At 33.6% G+C, this 17,658-nt stretch carries 16 protein-coding genes and 2 pseudogenes; 7 read left to right on the plus strand and 11 right to left on the minus strand.

The features are described 5' to 3' along the window. Positions 1-30: 30 nt before the first annotated feature. Genes AMD28_RS11085 through AMD28_RS11095 form a run of 3 tightly spaced genes read left to right on the plus strand, consistent with a single transcriptional unit; the run spans position 31 to position 2,322 of the window. The gene (locus AMD28_RS11085) at positions 31-1,143 is read left to right on the plus strand and encodes an NAD(P)/FAD-dependent oxidoreductase (RefSeq protein ID WP_055444176.1); all 1,113 of its coding nucleotides are present in this window, start codon (positions 31-33) and stop codon (positions 1,141-1,143) included. After that, complete coding sequence (gene mtgA, locus AMD28_RS11090) at positions 1,143-1,868, plus strand: monofunctional biosynthetic peptidoglycan transglycosylase (RefSeq protein ID WP_083478286.1); 726 nt, start codon at positions 1,143-1,145, stop codon at positions 1,866-1,868. Before AMD28_RS11085 ends, mtgA begins: the two co-directional genes overlap by 1 nt. Further along, positions 1,861-2,322 (plus strand): hypothetical protein, encoded by a 462-nt coding sequence (locus AMD28_RS11095; protein ID WP_055444177.1) that lies wholly within the window; start codon positions 1,861-1,863, stop codon positions 2,320-2,322. Before mtgA ends, AMD28_RS11095 begins: the two co-directional genes overlap by 8 nt. 51 nt (positions 2,323-2,373) lie before the next feature. On the opposite strand, the gene AMD28_RS11100 is transcribed toward AMD28_RS11095, so the two are convergent. The 11 genes and pseudogenes from AMD28_RS11100 to AMD28_RS11150 all read right to left on the minus strand — a co-directional run bounded on the left by AMD28_RS11100 (position 2,374) and on the right by AMD28_RS11150 (position 15,056). Beyond that, positions 2,374-2,910 (minus strand): hypothetical protein, encoded by a 537-nt coding sequence (locus AMD28_RS11100; RefSeq protein ID WP_055444178.1) that lies wholly within the window; start codon positions 2,908-2,910, stop codon positions 2,374-2,376. Positions 2,911-3,122: 212 nt separating this feature from the next. Further along, entirely contained in the window at positions 3,123-3,725 is a 603-nt protein-coding gene (locus tag AMD28_RS11105) for a hypothetical protein (RefSeq protein ID WP_055444179.1), read from the minus strand. Beyond that, the gene (locus AMD28_RS11110; RefSeq protein WP_055444180.1) at positions 3,712-4,485 is read right to left on the minus strand and encodes a hypothetical protein; all 774 of its coding nucleotides are present in this window, start codon (positions 4,483-4,485) and stop codon (positions 3,712-3,714) included. The genes AMD28_RS11105 and AMD28_RS11110 overlap by 14 nt, the downstream gene beginning before the upstream one ends. Positions 4,486-4,509: 24 nt before the next feature. Continuing rightward, a pseudogene (locus AMD28_RS11115) lies at positions 4,510-5,420 on the minus strand (ABC transporter ATP-binding protein). A 294-nt stretch (positions 5,421-5,714) separates the two neighbouring features. Next, positions 5,715-7,882: pseudogene (locus AMD28_RS11120) on the minus strand (prolyl oligopeptidase family serine peptidase). Positions 7,883-7,967: 85 nt separating this feature from the next. Continuing rightward, entirely contained in the window at positions 7,968-10,433 is a 2,466-nt protein-coding gene (locus tag AMD28_RS11125) for an FG-GAP-like repeat-containing protein (RefSeq protein WP_055444181.1), read from the minus strand. A gap of 13 nt (positions 10,434-10,446) precedes the next feature. Further along, positions 10,447-11,556, minus strand: a complete 1,110-nt coding sequence (locus tag AMD28_RS11130; RefSeq protein ID WP_055444182.1) for a hypothetical protein — start codon at positions 11,554-11,556, stop codon at positions 10,447-10,449. Between the two features lie 98 nt (positions 11,557-11,654). Then, entirely contained in the window at positions 11,655-12,644 is a 990-nt protein-coding gene (locus AMD28_RS11135) for an aspartate-semialdehyde dehydrogenase (protein ID WP_055444183.1), read from the minus strand. 170 nt (positions 12,645-12,814) lie between these two features. Continuing rightward, the gene (gene mscL, locus AMD28_RS11140; RefSeq protein ID WP_055444184.1) at positions 12,815-13,219 is read right to left on the minus strand and encodes a large conductance mechanosensitive channel protein MscL; all 405 of its coding nucleotides are present in this window, start codon (positions 13,217-13,219) and stop codon (positions 12,815-12,817) included. A gap of 90 nt (positions 13,220-13,309) precedes the next feature. Next, positions 13,310-14,416 carry an alanine racemase gene (gene alr, locus AMD28_RS11145; protein ID WP_055444185.1) on the minus strand — a complete coding sequence of 369 codons (1,107 nt, stop codon included), beginning with the start codon at positions 14,414-14,416 and terminating at the stop codon, positions 13,310-13,312. Continuing rightward, positions 14,409-15,056 carry a thymidine kinase gene (locus tag AMD28_RS11150; protein ID WP_055444186.1) on the minus strand — a complete coding sequence of 216 codons (648 nt, stop codon included), beginning with the start codon at positions 15,054-15,056 and terminating at the stop codon, positions 14,409-14,411. Before AMD28_RS11150 ends, alr begins: the two co-directional genes overlap by 8 nt. 117 nt (positions 15,057-15,173) lie before the next feature. Here AMD28_RS11150 and AMD28_RS11155 point away from each other — a divergent pair, with 117 nt between their 5' ends. Genes AMD28_RS11155 through AMD28_RS11170 form a run of 4 tightly spaced genes read left to right on the plus strand, consistent with a single transcriptional unit; the run spans position 15,174 to position 17,559 of the window. Next, complete coding sequence (locus tag AMD28_RS11155) at positions 15,174-15,902, plus strand: hypothetical protein (protein ID WP_055444187.1); 729 nt, start codon at positions 15,174-15,176, stop codon at positions 15,900-15,902. Further along, the gene (rsmI, locus tag AMD28_RS11160) at positions 15,902-16,579 is read left to right on the plus strand and encodes a 16S rRNA (cytidine(1402)-2'-O)-methyltransferase (RefSeq protein WP_055444188.1); all 678 of its coding nucleotides are present in this window, start codon (positions 15,902-15,904) and stop codon (positions 16,577-16,579) included. Before AMD28_RS11155 ends, rsmI begins: the two co-directional genes overlap by 1 nt. Positions 16,580-16,622: 43 nt before the next feature. Continuing rightward, the gene (locus AMD28_RS11165; RefSeq protein WP_055444372.1) at positions 16,623-16,967 is read left to right on the plus strand and encodes a HopJ type III effector protein; all 345 of its coding nucleotides are present in this window, start codon (positions 16,623-16,625) and stop codon (positions 16,965-16,967) included. A gap of 19 nt (positions 16,968-16,986) precedes the next feature. Then, on the plus strand, positions 16,987-17,559 hold the full coding sequence (locus tag AMD28_RS11170) for a uracil-DNA glycosylase family protein (RefSeq protein ID WP_055444189.1): 573 nt from the start codon (positions 16,987-16,989) through the stop codon (positions 17,557-17,559). Positions 17,560-17,658: the final 99 nt, after the last annotated feature.

The raw sequence follows: 17,658 nt of genomic DNA on the forward strand, positions 1-17,658 counted from the left end.
AACTTCAATTTAAATCCCTAAATTAGCAACATGAACTTATCCTATTGGGAAATAAAAACATGGCTTACCAACATAGACTACACCATTGTTGGTAGTGGTATTGTTGGATTGAATTGCGCTTTACACCTAAAAGAGAAATTTCCAAAAGCAAAAATTCTAATTCTAGAAAAGGGAACCTTGCCACAAGGAGCAAGTACCAAAAACGCAGGCTTTTCCTGTTTTGGTAGTCTAAGTGAAATTCTAGACGATTTAAACACACATACCAAACAAGAAGTCATAGAGCTAGTTAAAAAAAGAGTAAATGGCTTACAGCTTCTAAGAAACACTTTAGGAGACAAAACAATGAACTACCAACAGCTAGGAGGTTATGAGTTGTTTACCAAACAAGACACTAGCTTGTTTCAAGAATGTCTTTCTCAAAAAGAGGCAATAAATAATCTACTAAAACCCGTTTTTAACGCAGATATTTTTAGTTTAAAAGACAATAGCTTCCGTTTTAAAAACATTCAAGAAAATTACATTTTCAATCAGTTTGAAGGACAAATAGATACTGGTAAAATGATGGATGCATTGCTTCAAAAAGTACTTCCCAAAGGCATTAAAATTTTAAATAATGTATCGGTTACTAGTTTTTCAGAAGATGCTAACGCTGTAAAAATAGAAACCAATTCGTTTTCCTTTTCTTCTTCCAAATTATTAATAGCAACTAATGGCTTTGCTTCGCAATTAGATATCCCAGAAGTAAAACCTGCAAGAGCACAAGTTTTAATTACCAAACCAATAAAAAATTTACACATAAAAGGCACCTTTCATTTAGATAAAGGCTATTACTATTTTAGAAATATTGACGATAGAATTTTATTTGGTGGCGGAAGAAATCTCGATTTTAAATCCGAAGAAACCACCAAATTACACCAAACAGCAATCATTCAAAACAAACTAGAGGAACTTTTAAAAAGCACTATTTTACCAGAAACTCCTTTTGAAATAGACCATCGATGGAGCGGTATTATGGGAGTTGGTAACCAGAAAAAAGCAATAGTAAAACAACTAAGTACTAACGTGTTTTGTGGCGTAAGACTTGGCGGAATGGGCATCGCAATTGGTAGTTTGGTGGGTAAAGAATTAGCGGATCTAATATAATGGCTAAACCAAAAAAGAAGCAGCGCGAAAATCTGTTGCAACGGTTTTTTAGATTTGTTTTAAAATGCATCTTTTGGTTGGTAGTACTTTCTGTAGCGATCGTTTTTTTGTATAAAAAAGTTCCTGTTCCTGCTACTCCATTGATGATTATTAGAAGCATCGAGCAATATCAAGAAGGAAAAGATATCATTTGGAAACACGATTGGGTTGCTATGGATCATATTTCCAAAAACGCACAAGTAGCGGTGATTTGTAGTGAAGATCAGCAGTTTTTAAATCATAATGGTTTCGATTTAAAAGCCATTGAAAAAGCATACGAATACAACAAAAAAGGAAAACGAATAAAAGGCGGAAGTACCATTAGTCAACAAACCGCAAAAAATGTGTTTTTATGGCCACAACGCAGTTGGTTACGCAAAGGTTTAGAAACCTATTTTACCTTTTTAATAGAAAAAATTTGGAGCAAGGAGCGCATTCTAGAAGTCTATTTAAATAGCATAGAAATGGGGAATGGTATTTATGGCGTAGAAGCGGCTTCTCAATATTGGTTTAAAAAATCGGCATCCAGATTATCACAACAAGAAGCAGCTGCCATTGCAGCTATTTTACCAAATCCGAGAAGGTATAAAGCAAATCCGCCAACAAGCTACATAAACTCTAGAAAAAGTTGGATTGTAAAACAAATGGTTTATTTTGGATCCTTAGATTTTAAAAGCAATGAGTAGTACTTTACATATAAAGAAAAACCTATATGATGCGTGTTTTCAGTTTATAGAAAATAGGTTGTTAACGGTTCAAAAAACCATCAACGAGATCCAAGAATCTTTAACCAGCGAAACCAAAAGTAGTGCTGGCGATAAGCATGAAACCGGTCGTGCCATGTTACAATTGGAACGTGAAAAAGCAGGAAATCAACTTTCCGAAATTGTAAAGGTAAAAGAAGCACTTTCTAAAATAAGTGTCGAAAAAACGAGCCCAACCATTGGCTTAGGAAGTGTGGTGTATACAACAAAATCCAATTACTATATAGCGATTAGTGCAGGCGAATTAACGGTGGATAAAGATAAGTTTTATGCGATTTCCCCAAATACACCTATTGGTAAATTGTTGTTTGGAAAAGGTGTTGGAGATGCGGTTGCGTTTAGGGATTTGAAGTTTACAATTAATGATGTAATATAATAAAACCTCCAATTGTTTTTTATTGGAGGCTTATTTACTAACAAGAATAGCTTAATTGTTTTGCATTATTATTGGAGTTAATTCCTTTTTAACTATTTCGTAATCTTCTTTGGTAATCATTTCTAAATCCAATAGATCTTTTGTTTCTTTTAATTTAGCAATTGCTTGCTCACGATTTAATCCAGTAGTTTCAATTTCACCGTTTTCAATAGCAGGCTCTATTTCTACCCAAAGATTAGTTAGACCAACGGGGCTTTTTGTAACAGCTATTACAAAAAAACCAGTTCGCTTATTTCCATAAATTTTAAACTTTTTTACTTCTGCTTGAAAACCTTTTTTACCTATGTTTATTCGTTTAAGACTTCCTAAATCATTTTCTACAACATTTAAATATTCATCTCCACTCATACTTGGTTGCGCTAGAGTAATTTTATCTCCAATTTTAAAAACTTGACCATTAGATGCTTGATAGGAATCTAGTGTTACTTTTTTTTGGTTTTTAGAAGCTTTAAATTCTTCATAAGTTACTAATTGCGAAAAAGAAAAAGTTGAATATAGTACAGTTACTATTAGTAGAATTTTTTTCATAGTTTATTTTTTTAAATGTTTAGATTTCTAATTTAAGAAAATTTCTATAAAATACAAATATCTTTCTGGTTTTCAGTACTTTATTGTTGATGAAGCAATTTGATTTTTATCTAGTTTTTAAATCTTTTAAAAAAATACAACCTCACGATCCAAGTCCACTTTCACTAAATAATAATTCCTTTTAAATCCAGGTTGTTTAAATACTATAACAATCATTTCCCTATTCTAGGATTCCCATGATTAATATTCCATTGTGCTTCTACCAGTCTTTTTTTAATAATGGTATTATAGATGATTTTAAAAAGAGAAAGCATAAAAACGATTACGATTAGCGCACAAATACAAAACAGAATACAGGCATTTTTAATCTCTTTTCTTTGCTCTTTTTGTTCTTCAAAACTTATAATTTTATGCTGTTCTGGGGTGTAAAAACCACTAACAATAAATGTTTTTTCTAAACTACTTTTTATGGAATAACTACTTTTTTCTGGTGCATTAAAACAGTTATCATAAAGCTTAAAAAAGGATGTTTTTGGTTTCAATTCCTTTAAAATAGAATCCATTCTTTTTGCTTTAAAAAGACGGTTGTTATATTCTGAAAGCTGTATTTTAAAAGAATGATTAACCGCATTTTCCCAAAGGGTAGAGTCTGTGTTTTGTTTAATACCAAGCTTCTGTATGTTTTTTTCTAATTGCTTTTTATAGGTTTCTCTTTCTGGTTTTTTAAATATGCTTGGTGGAAAGAAAAATCTATAATTAGGATGCGAAGAAGGGTTGTAGTAAATGCGATCTCTTTCTGCTTTAGAAGATGACATAATTATCGCCAAATGAATCATAAGGTCGCTTATATTGATACACCCAAGCATTATTAATTTTAATATAATTAGGAGTTTCAATTTGTTGTAATTCTTCGGTAGAGTTAAGCGTTATGAAATCTTTCTCTGTTTTTGTTAGTTGTATAAAGTTTTGAATATCGGTTACATCGGGATTCAAGAATAGAATCAAAAGTGCAGGAATAATTAGAACAAAACTAACCATGTTAATAAAAGAAAAAGGCTTCGCTTTTTGAAGTCCGTTTTGCAATTCATAATCCAAGGATAATGTATCGTTTACAGAAATGAGATACAAGGAAGCCCCTTCGTTTACTGCAACAGCGCCATCTCTAACAATATATTCAAACGCAACGGGTTCTTTTTGTAATTTAAGATAGTTTCTCCAATGCCAAGGTATTTTTATAATAGCACCATTTAAGGTGTCGTAGTATCTTCCGTTTTTATCATGCTGTTGGTAGATGCGTTTATATACTCCTTGCGATTTGTAAACCTTTCCATCAATAACATGTTCTTTATAGCCCTTTGCAAACCAATGCAAGAAATACAGCAGTAAGATTAATACACCAAACATTAAATTAATAATGAAATTGGTGGTGTCTAATTCGCTATAAACAAAAAATGCGGCAGTAGCAATTACTAGAGCTATAACGATAAATAAACCTAAAAGTAGATTTTTGGTTCTATTTATTCGGCTTGAAATAAAAGCAATTTCGTTGTCTGTTAAATACCTATGGTTAAACATCTTTAGTTTTCCTTTCTACGATGATTATTTCGAGATTTTCAGACAAATATTAGCACCTATTGGAAGTGCTTTTTTGGATTCCAGCAGAAGTGTTTGATCCTCCAAATCCGCTTCCACCAAATAACAACTCCCTTTAAAATACGATTGTTTTACTGTTGCTTTTAAATCGGATTGTTCCACAACGTGTAACTGATGTGCATAAATAATTTGGTTATCTATCACATTAAATTCCCCAAAGAAGAGGCAATTAAACCAGTCTTAGGGTTTTTATATAAGTTTTCAGGTGTATCGTTAACTGCTATATTATGGTTGTTTAAAACAATCATTTTGTCGGCATGGCCTAAAACGTCTTCTTTATCGTGTGTGGCAACAATACATGCAATATTATTTTCTTTTAAATATTTAAAAACACTTCTACGAAGGGATTGTTTTTTAAAATTATCGATATGACTAAAAGGTTCATCTAATAAAATAATTTCTGGCTGTTTTGCTAAAGCTCTGGCAAGCGCAACACGTTGTTTTTGTCCGCCACTTAATAATTTCACTTTGGTTTTTGCAACATTAGTAAGTTCTACCACTTCAATTAATTCTGCTACTCGTTTCTGTTTTTCTTCCGGATAAAAACGAGATAGGAACTTCCCGATGTTTTCTTCGACAGAAATATAAGGCATCAAATCAAATTCTTGCGCTACGTATTTCATGAAATCATAGCCAATAACTAGATTGTGTTTTGGTCCTAGAATTTCTTCGTCTTTCCAAAAAATGTTTCCTTTTTCTGTGTCATATTCGCCATAAAGCACTTTTAATAAAGTACTTTTTCCAGAGCCACTTTCACCAATAATAGAAAGGTGTTCTCCGGGTTTTACCGAAAAGGAAATATCCTTTAAAACGGGTGTTTTATTATAAGAAAAGGTGATGTCTTTTACTTGCAGCATTTTATACCAGTTATCATTTAAAATTACCGAAATAAAACACCCTTTATTATTTCTACTTCAGAAGAAAAAGAAACCGTAACAAAAGCTATGCTTTATTTTTATTACTTGTATAAAGCAATAAATCATCATTTTATTTTACAATAGTTTTAAATGATAATTGGTACTACAAAAATAACATAAAAAAACCGCGCAACTTTTAAGAAGAGCGGTTTTAGTACAATTTTATTAATTAGACATTTCGACACTAGATTTGCTAAAGCTTTCGAAGCTAAATGCGCTGCGTGTGACAAATAATTATCCTTTTATTTTTTCTTTCATTTTGCTTGGTAGCACATCAAATCCCATATTATATAACGTAAATCCGAAAATATCTGCGTATTGCTCAATGGTTTTACTAACCGGAGTTCCTGCGCCATGTCCTGCATCGGTTTCAATTCGAATTAAAGTAGGATTATTTCCTGTTTGTTTGTCTTGTAATTCTGCAGCAAATTTAAAACTATGTGCTGGTACCACGCGATCATCATGATCTCCTGTGGTTATTAGGGTTGCAGGATATTGTACGCCTTCTTTTACATTGTGTACTGGTGAATAACCTTTCAGGTATGCAAACATTTCTTTGTTGTCTTCTGCGGTTCCGTAATCATAAGCCCAACCTGCTCCAGCTGTAAACGTGTGGTAACGTAACATGTCTAAAACACCAACTGCTGGTAATGCTACTTTCATTAAATCTGGACGTTGCGTCATGGTTGCACCAACTAATAAACCACCATTAGAACCACCACGAATTGCTAAATAATCGCTAGAAGTATAATTGTTTGCTATTAGGTATTCTGCAGCAGCAATAAAATCGTCAAATACATTCTGTTTTTTTAATTGTGTTCCTGCTTTATGCCATTCTTTTCCGTATTCACCACCACCACGAAGATTAGGAACTGCATAAATACCGCCTTGTTCCATCCAAACGGCATTAGTGATACTAAAAGACGGGTTTAAACTTACATTGAATCCGCCATAACCATAAAGAATGGTCGGGTTTTTTCCGTTAAGTTCTACGCCTTTTTTGTAGGTAATTATCATCGGTACTTTGGTACCATCCTTAGAGTTGTAAAATACTTGTTTGCTGATATAGTCTTCCGGATTGAAATCTATACTCGGTTTCCAGTACAATTCAGATGCACCAGTATCTACATTTAATTTATAAATACTAGATGGTGTATTGTAATTGGTAAAGGAAAAGTAATCTGTTTTTTCTTCTTTTTTTCCACCGAATCCACCAGCATTTCCTACTCCTGGAAGTTCGATGTCTCTGATGAATTTTCCGTCATAGTCATATTGTTTTACTTTAGAAATAGCATCGACCATATATTCTGTAAAGAAATATCCGCCTCCTTTTGAAGGGCTAAAACATACTCTGTTTCTGGAATAAAATCTTTCCAGTTTTCAGGAGTCGGATTTGCAGCATCTACAGTTACAATTTTTTTATTAGGCGCATTTAGATTGGTTACTAAAAATAGCTTGCTGCCAATATTATCGATAACATAAGTATCACTATCGGTGTGATCTAAAATGGTTACTAACGGATTGTTAGGATTCGATAAGTCTTTGATGTAAAGCTTGTTTCCGGAAGTCGAAACTCTTGGAGAAATTAGCAAGTACTTATTATCTTCAGTAACGGTTCCGTAGATATATCTGTGTTTCTCGGAAGGCGTACCACCAAAAATTAGCGCATCTTCTTTTTGAGGCGTTCCAAGTTTGTGATAGTAAACTTTGTGCTGATCTGTTTTAGCAGAAAGCTCGCTTCCTTTAGGTTTGTCGTAACTGGAATAATAGAAACCTTCGTTTTTAAACCAAGACATACCACTAAATTTAATATCCACTAAAGTATCTTCCATAATCTCTTTTGTTTCGGTATTCAGGATTAAAATCTTCCTCCAATCACTTCCACCTTCCGAAATAGCATAGGCTAATGTTTTTCCGTCTTTTGAAAAACTCGTTCCTCCTAAAGAAACGGTTCCATCCTCCGAAAAATTATTAGGATTTAAAAACACTTCTGCGGTATCTGGACTACTTCCTTTTTTGTGTCTGTAAATTACGTGTTGGTTTTGTAAACCGTCGTTTTTATAAAAATACGTATAATCTCCTTCGTTAAATGGAGCGCCTACTTTTTCGTAATTCCAAAGTTTTTCAAGGCGTTCTTTTAGTTCTTTTCGATATGGAATATTGTCTAAATAACCGTATGTTGCTTGGTTTTGAGATTTAACCCAGTTTTCTGTTTCTGCACTTTTGTCGTCTTCAAACCAACGATAAGGATCTTTTACATCTACACCAAAATAGTTTGTAACGGTATCTACTTTTTTCGTTTCGGGGTAGTTTACAGAAATGTTTCTTTCTACTTGTTTCTTTTCTTCTTTACAAGCCATTATAGTAATTAGTGTAATTAAACAAAGGGTTATTTTTTTCATTTTAGGAAAATTTTATTGGTATAAAAATAGCATAAAAAAAGCTCTAATAAATGAATAGTAGAGCTTTTAAGAAAGATTTATCGTTTTATTCTTTAATTAATTTTTGTGTTTTATTTTTTCCGTCTATAGTGATTTTCAATACATATATTCCTGTGCTTAATTTGGAAACATTAATGGTATTCGCTTTTAAGCTAGCATTTAGAATTTGTTTCCCTGTAATATCATATATAGTATACACCGCATTGTTTAATGGAATGGAAGATCTAACAGTAACCATATCTTTTGCAGGGTTTGGATAAATAACAAGATCATCTTCAAGTACATTGTTGTTTATACTCAGTGGATTATCTCCTTCAATGGCTGTGATGGTTTCATTAATATTTGGATTTGAAATAACATCTACTGTTCCAGAAGGCCATTTAATGGTTAGACTAGTAATTTCGGTATCTGTACCAATACCAAAGTGGGTGTTTAGACTACTCATAAATTCAAACCCTTCGCCACTTCTTACATCTCTAATTTGTGTTCCAGAAGGCGTAACAATTTCAACTCTAGCGCCAATACCATTGTAATTACTTGTGGTTCCTTGTGTTCTTATTTTAATCCAATTATTTTCGTTAGGATTGTTTATATACATGGTACCTGTATTGTTTGTTCTTCCAAATACATCTAAAAAACCATCGTTGTTAAGATCTCCAATGGCTCCACTAGGAGGCATTCCTGTATTTACAACCGTAAACGTGTTATTCCCATTATTAAGTAACATTCTACCGTTAGATAGAATATCTACATAACCATCATTATTAAAATCTGCCGGTGCATTTTCAATTCCGTAAGGAGCGCCACTAGGCGGAGTTCCGTATGTAAAAGTACCATCTCCATTATTTAACATGTATTTGTGGGCACCATCAGAACTTGAACTTGCTCCAATGTATGCATCCATATCGCCATCATTGTCATAATCTGCCCAAGCAGAAGACCAAGTTTGCACAGGGTCGGCAAGGTTTACACCAGGATCGGCAGCAACATTTGTAAATACACCATTACCGTCATTACGCCACAGTTCATTTATTTTATGTGTTACATCACCACCTCTACATTTAGCAATAAACATATCGGAATCCCCATCATTATCATAATCTACCCAAACGGTTCCGTAATTTCCACCATCTGGATGTATACCTATTCCGTTAGGAACACCAGAAGAAGGACCTTGGAAAAAGGCTAAATTACCAGTTCCATCATTAATAAAATATACGTTTGGCTCTACATCATGACAAACAAAAGCATCTAAATTACCATCATTATTAATGTCTACAAAATTGGAACGTTGTGAGAAAACATAATCGGTAGTATTAAAAGACTGGGAGTAGCTTGTACCATCTGCATTAGCCATAATAAAAGATACGCCATTTCCTGCACCATATAATAAATCGTTATATCCGTTACCATCTAAATCCCCAGCAGCAATACTCCATCCCGGACCATAATTTGCAGACGTAATATAAAGGGTTTCATCAAAACAACCGTTTTCAGATTGGTAAGTAATTTGAAGGCTAGAAGCGCTAGCGGCAATTAAATCGTCTAATCCATCATTATTCATATCTACAACCGCATAACTAGATGCACTTATAGATGATATACTATTGTCTTGAGTAAAAGCAAATGTATTAGGTGCTGGAGGCGTGTTGTTTGTGGAAAAAGATAAGGAAGTCCAAGGACTAAATCCACTTCCATCAGGGCATTGCGATCTAACATATATTTCATAGTTGGAATTCGCGGATAACCCGGAAATCATATAGGCCTCATTTATGTTGGTAGATGTTCCAGAAGAAGGAGCTCCAGATCCTTGCGATTGTATTGCAATTTGCCATGTAACTTCATTGTTCCCTGGCGACCAGTAAACCTCTACCGAATTATCTGTTACATTACAAATACTTAAATCGGTGATTTGTGGACAATTTGGAGGGGCTGAAGAAGATAGGTTTGGCGAATTAAAACAAATTCCATATCCAAAAGAATCATTATCATCATAATAAATACGATATCTAAAGTTTTGAAGCTGATTACTTGTAAATCCTGAAACGTCTAATTCAACACTTTGGAAATCGTTAGGTGTACCGTTGCAATAATCTACATTTGGCGGATTTGAAGTGTCACTATCGTATGTTGGTCCCCAATTCACCCAAGTATTCGTATTTGCATTCCAATATTGAAGGTTTAAAGTTTCGTTTGCATATACATTAAATACATAAGAAGAAGAAACTGCTAAAATAGTTTCTCCAGCATTAAATGCGTTCGTTAAATTAATGGTAGGAGATTGGATTCCTATATTGTTATCCGAACTTCCACCTCCTTCATCGTCATCAAAAGAAAAACTTGAAGATCCTCCAGCTACTGTTGGGTTTCCAGTAAATATTAGAGGTGCTGCATCATAAGTACCGTCTAAATCCCAATTCGTATTTGGCCAGTTTGCATTTTCGTTTAGTACTTGTCCTGTAGCGAAATAGCAGCATAGCATTAGGGAAAGTACAAGTGTAATTTTTTTCATGTTTTTATTGATTTTAGTTGCATTGTATGGTTAGTGAGTTTATCCACGCTTCGACCAATTGAAGTCCTTCAATATGTCTAAGTGTTCTGCCTAATAATGGCATTCTAATAGATTCTTCCGTTTCATTTAATCTGTAGAACAATACAGATTTTCTTGTGTCTCTTGGTTCTACGATATGTGTTAATCCGCTATCAAAATTATCATCTGGTTCAACACAAGCACCAAAATTGGTAGGATTTGAAGTCGCATCAAAATTAAATCGAATAGGTCTATAAGCACAATGAGATTCTTCCGAATGACAATGCGCACAATTAATATCAAGATAAGCTCTTGCTCTTGAATTTAGAGATAATGTCTCGTCCTCCCAATTAGGAAGCGTTTCTATATTAGAAGGATAGTTTTCTGCTAAGTAGCCAAAATCTGCCCATTTTTGTAATTGATTAATATCCCCATTTCCATAATTATAAGCGATATTTAAATTTCTAGGCTTTGGACCAATTGGTATGGAAGTGTTTCCTGTTTTGTGGCAAGTATGGCATTGTGATGCACTTGGTATTCTATATTCTACGTGCTTTGTTTCAATTCCTTCGTTCCAGTCTGTGCTTACTACACCTCCAGATAAATTAAAAGTAGCTTCGGTTTGTGCATCATTCCAGATATAATTTAAAAAGCTCCAACCGTCTGCTTTATTAATCAATAATCTGGTTTCAATTATTTTTGTTTCATTGTTTGGTAAAACGTTATTGTAATAGAAATTCTTGATTAAAATCGTACCAACTGGGAAGTTAAGTATTTCGTGATCTCCATTATAATTTGCTTTAACATTGGAAGGCATCCAGATAAAGCGTTTCTTTTTAGCATAATCTGAAAAAAGAGCAGAACTTAAATCGTAAGGTAATACACCGTATACCGGATTTAGATTTTTAAGATCCCCTTCAAAAAAGTTGTATTCTGAAAGTGTAGTATAAGGCACTTGCGTTATATCAAAAACTACAGGAGACGTTTCTGGTTCTTCAATTATTTCTGGTTCTTCGATGGATATATAATTATCATCAGAGTCACAAGAATAAAAAAGTGTGCTAATAAAAAAACAAGAAAATACAAAAAGTAATTTTTTAACCATAGTTTTAAAAATGGCTATTAAGTTACAATTTTTTATATTAACTTAATGTTAAACAGGTTAAACTACAGCAATATTTATGTTAAAGTAGTTTAATATGTTTACACTAAATGGTTTTCTACTAAATATTCAGCAATTTGAACAGCGTTTGTTGCGGCACCTTTTCTTAGGTTATCTGCAACAATCCACATATTTAAAGTGTTTGGTTGTGTTTCGTCTCTTCTAAGTCTACCAACAAAAACATCGTCTTTTCCATGTGCTAAAATAGGCATTGGGTAGGTGTTGGTTGCTGGGTTGTCTTGCACAATAATCCCTGATGCTTCACTTAGTAATTGTCTAACGTCTTTTAAATCGAAGTCGTTTTCAAATTCTACATTTACCGATTCCGAATGTCCTCCAGAAGTTGGTATTCTAACCGCAGTTGCTGTTACAGAAAAAGTTCTGTCATTAAATATTTTTTGAGGTTCTCTAGCGAGTTTCATTTCCTCTTTCGTGTACCCGTTTTCTTCAAAAACATCACAATGTGGTAGTGCATTTCTGCCAATAGGATATGGATAAGCCATTTCTCCTTCAATACCATTTATTTCATTTTCTAACTGTTGTACCGCTTTAACTCCTGTACCAGAAACCGATTGATATGTAGAAATAACAACGCGTTTCATTTTGTACTTTTCATGCAATGGAGCTAATGCTAATACTAATTGAATAGTAGAACAATTAGGGTTTGCTATAATTTTATCTTCTTTAGTAAGCTCTTTGGCATTAATTTCTGGAACTACTAATTTTTTTGTTGGATCCATTCTCCATGCAGAAGAATTATCTATAACTACCGTTCCTACTGCTGCAAATTTTGGAGCCCAGTCTAATGAAGTACCTCCTCCAGCAGAAAAAATAGCGATATCTGGTTTCATATCTACAGCGGTTTGTAAACCAACTACTTTGTAGTTTTTGTTATTATATGCAATATCTTTTCCAACAGATCTTTCTGAAGCAACAGGAATAAATTCTGTTACAGGAAAATTACGCTCTACAAGAACTTGTCTCATTACTTCCCCAACCATTCCAGTTGCACCAACTACAGCTACTTTCATTTTATAAAATTTAGACTACAAAACTATAGCATTTATTAATGCAAACGTTTAATATACAACGTTTTTTTTGTTAAAAATGGCGTATAAAAAAAGCCTCATTTTAAATTAAATGAGGCTTTTTTAGTAATTATATGATGATTATATAATTATAGAGTTTTTCTTAAAGAAGATTACTTTTTTAATAAATCTCTAATTTCTGCAAGTAAATCTTCTTGAGATGGTCCTGCAGGTGCAGCAGGTGCTGGAGGAGTTTTTGTTTTATTGTATGCTTTTACAAGTAAGAACATTACAAAACCAACAACAAGTAAACTAATAATAGTGTCTACCCACGCTCCGTATTCTACAGCAGCAACTCCTGCTTCTTTAGCAGCAGCAACAGTTTTGTATACTTCGTCTCCAGGAGTCCAAAAGTTGTCTGAGAAACTTTTTCCACCAGTTACTAAACCAATAAGAGGCATAGCGATTTTAGATACGAAACCGTTTATAACAGCTCCAAGAGCTCCGGCCATAATTACAGCAACAGCGAAATCAATCACGTTACCAGTCATAATAAAATTCTTAAATTCTTTTAACATGATATATGTTTTTTATTAGTTAATTAATTTAATGCAAAATTAGTTAAAATTTTAACAAAATATAAGAAATTAATTCACTAGTAGGAGTTTTTAACGATGAAATGCTCTTTTTACACGTTGAGATATAGAAGTTAGCAACTCATAAGAAATAGAGTTTGTTTTATTTGCTAAAGTTTCGGCAGTTGGGTGCTTTCCAAAAACAATAATTTCATCTCCTTCATTACAGTCTATGTTGGTTACATCTACCATAATCATGTCCATACAAACATTACCAACAATAGGTGCTTTTTGCTCGTTTATAGTCACAAAACCAATGCCATTTCCATACTGTCTACCAATACCATCTGCATGACCAATGGGTATGGTTGCCGTTTTTGTAGTATTCGTTGCCGTATATGCTCTGTTATAACCTAAAGATTCTCCTTTTTGTATCGTGTGAATTTGGGAGATAACAGATTTAAGAGTAGAAATAGGTGTAAAATTTTGGTTTTCTTTTTCCGAATTACCAAAACCATATAATCCAATTCCGCTTCTAACCATATCAAAATGTGCTTCGGGATAATTTAATATTCCTGAAGTATTACACATATGAAGTATTGGTTGGAACCCTGTTTTTTTAAGGAATGTTTCCGCAATATCTTTAAACTTCGCTATCTGATTTAAAGTAAATTCCTTTTCATTTAAATCTTCGCTAGCTGCTAAATGCGAAAATATAGAGGTTACTTTTACCGAAGCATTATTTTTTAATAACGGAAGTATTGTATCTATTTCTTCGGCATTAAAGCCCAAGCGATTCAATCCGGTGTTAAACTTTATATGAATCGGATAATTTTGTTGTTTTTCTTTGGCAGCAACAGCTATAAATTCTTTTAAAATTTTAAGACTATAAATACTTGGTTCTAAACAACGTTCTATAAGGGTTTGAAAATTTACAGCTAGAGGGTGCAATACTAAAATTGGTTTAGTAATTCCTGCATCACGAAGCGCAACACCTTCATTAATATAAGCCACAGCAAAATAATCGACATCTAAATCTTGAAGATGTTTTGCTATTTCTTCCGCATCGCTACCATAAGCAAAAGCTTTAACAACTGCTAAAAATTTGGTTTTAGGTTGTAGCTTAGATTTAAGGTATTTGTGGTTATGCGAAAGCGCTTTTAAATCTATTTCAAGGGTTGTTTCTTGAACCTTAGACATTGGGTTTATTTTCTTTGGTAGAAAGTTCTTCGACGTCTTCAACTTTCATAGACTTTATTTTTTCGCGCATGGTAGCTTTGTAGTATGCAGCACGACTTAAAGGCTCATATTCGTCGGTTTCACCAAGTAATACCAGATTGTCATTCAGTGATTTTCTAAAACTGTATTGTGCTAAATTCCCAGTTCTTGTACAAACCGCATGTACTTTAGTAACGTATTCTGCAGTAGCCATTAGATTTGGCATAGGGCCAAAAGGGTTTCCTTTAAAATCCATATCTAAACCAGCAACAATAACACGAATGCCTTTGTTTGCTAAGTCATTACAAACACGTACAATTTCGTCATCAAAAAATTGTGCTTCATCAATACCAACCACATCGCAGCCGTCTGCTAAAATTGGAATATTAGCAGCAGCAGGCACTGGCGTCGAGCGAATTTCGTTAGCATCATGAGAAACAACCATTTCTTCATCGTAACGCACATCTATGGCAGGTTTAAAAATCTCTACTTTTTGCTTTGCAAATTGCGCACGCTTAAGCCTTCGAATTAATTCTTCGGTTTTCCCAGAGAACATTGATCCGCAGATTACTTCAATCCAACCAAATTGTTCTTTTTGATTTACTGTATTTTCAAGAAACATTTTGTAATTTTAACACTAAAACAAAACCTTTTTTCGTTTTGCATAAAGGTGACGCAAATTTATTAAAAATCAAAAGGCTAAATTGCATTATATTCGAAAAATAAAAATTAATATGTCATGAAGAAGAAGTTGGAATCTGAATTAATGAGCATTGCTCATAGAATTTTAAAGCTAAAAGGGAAAGAAGATGTTAATAAAATGCATGAAGAGGTTGCTGCGCTTTATGAAAAACTTACGGTTTTAAAATTTGCACAAGAAAATTTTGAAGATAGTATACCAACCATAGGCAATGATTCTTCTTTTTTTGGCATGCTAGACACTGCTTTTAATAATAAAGTGAGTGATAATATAGAGGTGGAAGATAGAACCTATATTAACATGGATGAAAATGAAAACGAAGCCATCATGGAACCTGCCATTGAAAAAATTAAGGACATGGTAGCGCAAATGCCAGGGGAAACACATCAAGTAGATGACTTTTTAGAAACCGTAATACCAAAAACACAGTTTCATAAAAATGACTTTGAAGAAATTACAGCCGACTTTACAGAAATGCCTGTTTTTGAAAAAGTAAATAAAACCAACGAAAAAAAGTCACTATACGAAAAATTAAAAACAGGAGCTTTACACATTGGATTAAATGATAAAATAGCTTTTATAAAACATCTTTTTGATGGTAAAAACGAAGATTACGAACGTGTGATTTCACAAATAAACACCTCACAATCTTTTGAAGAAGCGCAAAATTTTATTCAGAATATGGTGAAACCCGATTATAATAATTGGATTGGTAAAGAAGACGTAGAAGTGCGCCTTTTAGAACTTATTGAAAGCAAGTTTGAGTAATGAGTAAATTATATATTGTCCCAACACCAATAGGAAACCTTAAGGATATCACCTTTAGAGCTGTCGAAATTTTAAAGGATGTAGATCTTATTTTAGCCGAAGACACTAGAACTTCAGGAAAACTTTTAAAACACTTTGAAATTGGTACGCATATGCAAAGCCACCACATGCATAATGAGCATAAAACGGTCGAAGCATTAATTCAAAAATTAAAATCAGGTGTAACTATTGCTTTGATTAGTGATGCGGGAACGCCGGCGATTTCAGATCCGGGATTTTTGTTAACCAGAGCCTGTGTAGAAAATGGCATTGAGGTAGATTGTTTACCTGGAGCAACCGCGTTTGTACCAGCATTAGTAAATAGTGGTTTGCCAAACGATAAGTTTGTTTTTGAAGGTTTTCTTCCTGTTAAAAAAGGACGTCAGACCAGATTATTACTTCTAGCCGAAGAAACGAGAACCATGATTTTTTACGAAAGTCCGCACAAACTAATAAAAACACTAGCGCATTTTTGTGAGTATTTTGGAGAAGAACGACAGGTTTCGGTTTCTAGAGAATTAACAAAACTATACGAAGAAACCATTCGTGGTACCGCAAAAGAAGTGTTAGCACATTATACCAATAAACCACCAAAAGGAGAAATTGTTGTTGTGGTTGCTGGAAATTCTAAGAAATAAGAAAGTAGTTTTATTTTTCAGAATAGCAACAGAAAATATTAAAATGGATATAAAAACATTCAAAAATAAATTAAAAATAGCTCCAAAAACTATTGCGTTTTCTGAAACCATGGATGTTATTTATGCGAATTATGAATTCACGCCAAAAGCTTTTACAAATGGCCCTTTAGAAAATGCCGAAGGACAAAATTCAGGTTCCTGTAAATTGTTTGCTTTTGCAAAAGTGGAAGGTTTATCTAAAGCAGAAACCTTGACTTGTTTTGGCGCATTTTATTTTGATGAAGTTTTAAAAGATCCGGAAGGTGACGGACATAAAAATATTAGAAACTTTATGAAAACCGGTTTTGAAGGATTGGTTTTTGAGGGTTTTCCTTTAACAAAAAAGTAAAAGGGTTATTTCTTATTCAATGGAAGATTTACTGTACAAGATAAGACAATGTGCTATTTGCGAAGCGCATTTACCACTTGGTCCACGACCAGTAATAACAGCAAATCCGAAAGCCAAAATAATAATTATCGGACAAGCACCAGGAACGAGTGTGCATAAAACGGGAATTCCGTGGAATGATCCTAGCGGAAGACAACTCCGTAAATGGTTAGGCGTTACCGATGAAGATTTTTATGATGAAACCAAATTTGCATTAATGCCAATGGGTTTTTGCTATCCCGGAAAAGGAAAAACAGGGGATTTACCACCAAGAAAAGAATGTGCACCACAATGGCATGAAGTGCTTTTAAAGGAAATGCCAAACATAGAACTGGTTATTTTAATTGGGCTGTACGCTCAAAAATATTATTTGCAAGAAGACGCTAAAAGAACATTAACCGAAACGGTTGCAAATTATAAAGAATACTTACCGAAGTATTTCCCTATTCCGCATCCTTCGCCAAATAATAGATTCTGGAAAGGTAAAAACCCTTGGTTTGAGGTGAATGTTGTTCCGGAACTTCAAAAAAGAGTAAAGAGCATTTTAAAATAATCAATTACACTTGAAGTTTCACTCCTCTTATGTATTGAATTTTTCATGTATTTTGCTTGAGCTTTAATTTTTTTTGGACTACGTTTTTTCAACCTTTTC

Origin of the sequence: Lacinutrix himadriensis (genome assembly GCF_001418105.1) — a bacterium.
GTDB classification, from domain to species: Bacteria; Bacteroidota; Bacteroidia; order Flavobacteriales; family Flavobacteriaceae; genus Oceanihabitans; species Oceanihabitans himadriense.

What these genes read in the sequence shown, in the direction of transcription:
- AMD28_RS11085 (WP_055444176.1), top strand. Translation starts at nt 31, where the DNA reads ATGAACTTATCCTATTGGGAAATAAAAACATGGCTTACCAACATAGAC.
- mtgA (WP_083478286.1), top strand. Translation starts at nt 1,143, where the DNA reads ATGGCTAAACCAAAAAAGAAGCAGCGCGAAAATCTGTTGCAACGGTTT.
- AMD28_RS11095 (WP_055444177.1), top strand. Translation starts at nt 1,861, where the DNA reads ATGAGTAGTACTTTACATATAAAGAAAAACCTATATGATGCGTGTTTT.
- AMD28_RS11100 (WP_055444178.1), bottom strand. Translation starts at nt 2,910, where the DNA reads ATGAAAAAAATTCTACTAATAGTAACTGTACTATATTCAACTTTTTCT.
- AMD28_RS11105 (WP_055444179.1), bottom strand. Translation starts at nt 3,725, where the DNA reads ATGTCATCTTCTAAAGCAGAAAGAGATCGCATTTACTACAACCCTTCT.
- AMD28_RS11110 (WP_055444180.1), bottom strand. Translation starts at nt 4,485, where the DNA reads ATGTTTAACCATAGGTATTTAACAGACAACGAAATTGCTTTTATTTCA.
- AMD28_RS11125 (WP_055444181.1), bottom strand. Translation starts at nt 10,433, where the DNA reads ATGAAAAAAATTACACTTGTACTTTCCCTAATGCTATGCTGCTATTTC.
- AMD28_RS11130 (WP_055444182.1), bottom strand. Translation starts at nt 11,556, where the DNA reads ATGGTTAAAAAATTACTTTTTGTATTTTCTTGTTTTTTTATTAGCACA.
- AMD28_RS11135 (WP_055444183.1), bottom strand. Translation starts at nt 12,644, where the DNA reads ATGAAAGTAGCTGTAGTTGGTGCAACTGGAATGGTTGGGGAAGTAATG.
- mscL (WP_055444184.1), bottom strand. Translation starts at nt 13,219, where the DNA reads ATGTTAAAAGAATTTAAGAATTTTATTATGACTGGTAACGTGATTGAT.
- alr (WP_055444185.1), bottom strand. Translation starts at nt 14,416, where the DNA reads ATGTCTAAGGTTCAAGAAACAACCCTTGAAATAGATTTAAAAGCGCTT.
- AMD28_RS11150 (WP_055444186.1), bottom strand. Translation starts at nt 15,056, where the DNA reads ATGTTTCTTGAAAATACAGTAAATCAAAAAGAACAATTTGGTTGGATT.
- AMD28_RS11155 (WP_055444187.1), top strand. Translation starts at nt 15,174, where the DNA reads ATGAAGAAGAAGTTGGAATCTGAATTAATGAGCATTGCTCATAGAATT.
- rsmI (WP_055444188.1), top strand. Translation starts at nt 15,902, where the DNA reads ATGAGTAAATTATATATTGTCCCAACACCAATAGGAAACCTTAAGGAT.
- AMD28_RS11165 (WP_055444372.1), top strand. Translation starts at nt 16,623, where the DNA reads ATGGATATAAAAACATTCAAAAATAAATTAAAAATAGCTCCAAAAACT.
- AMD28_RS11170 (WP_055444189.1), top strand. Translation starts at nt 16,987, where the DNA reads ATGGAAGATTTACTGTACAAGATAAGACAATGTGCTATTTGCGAAGCG.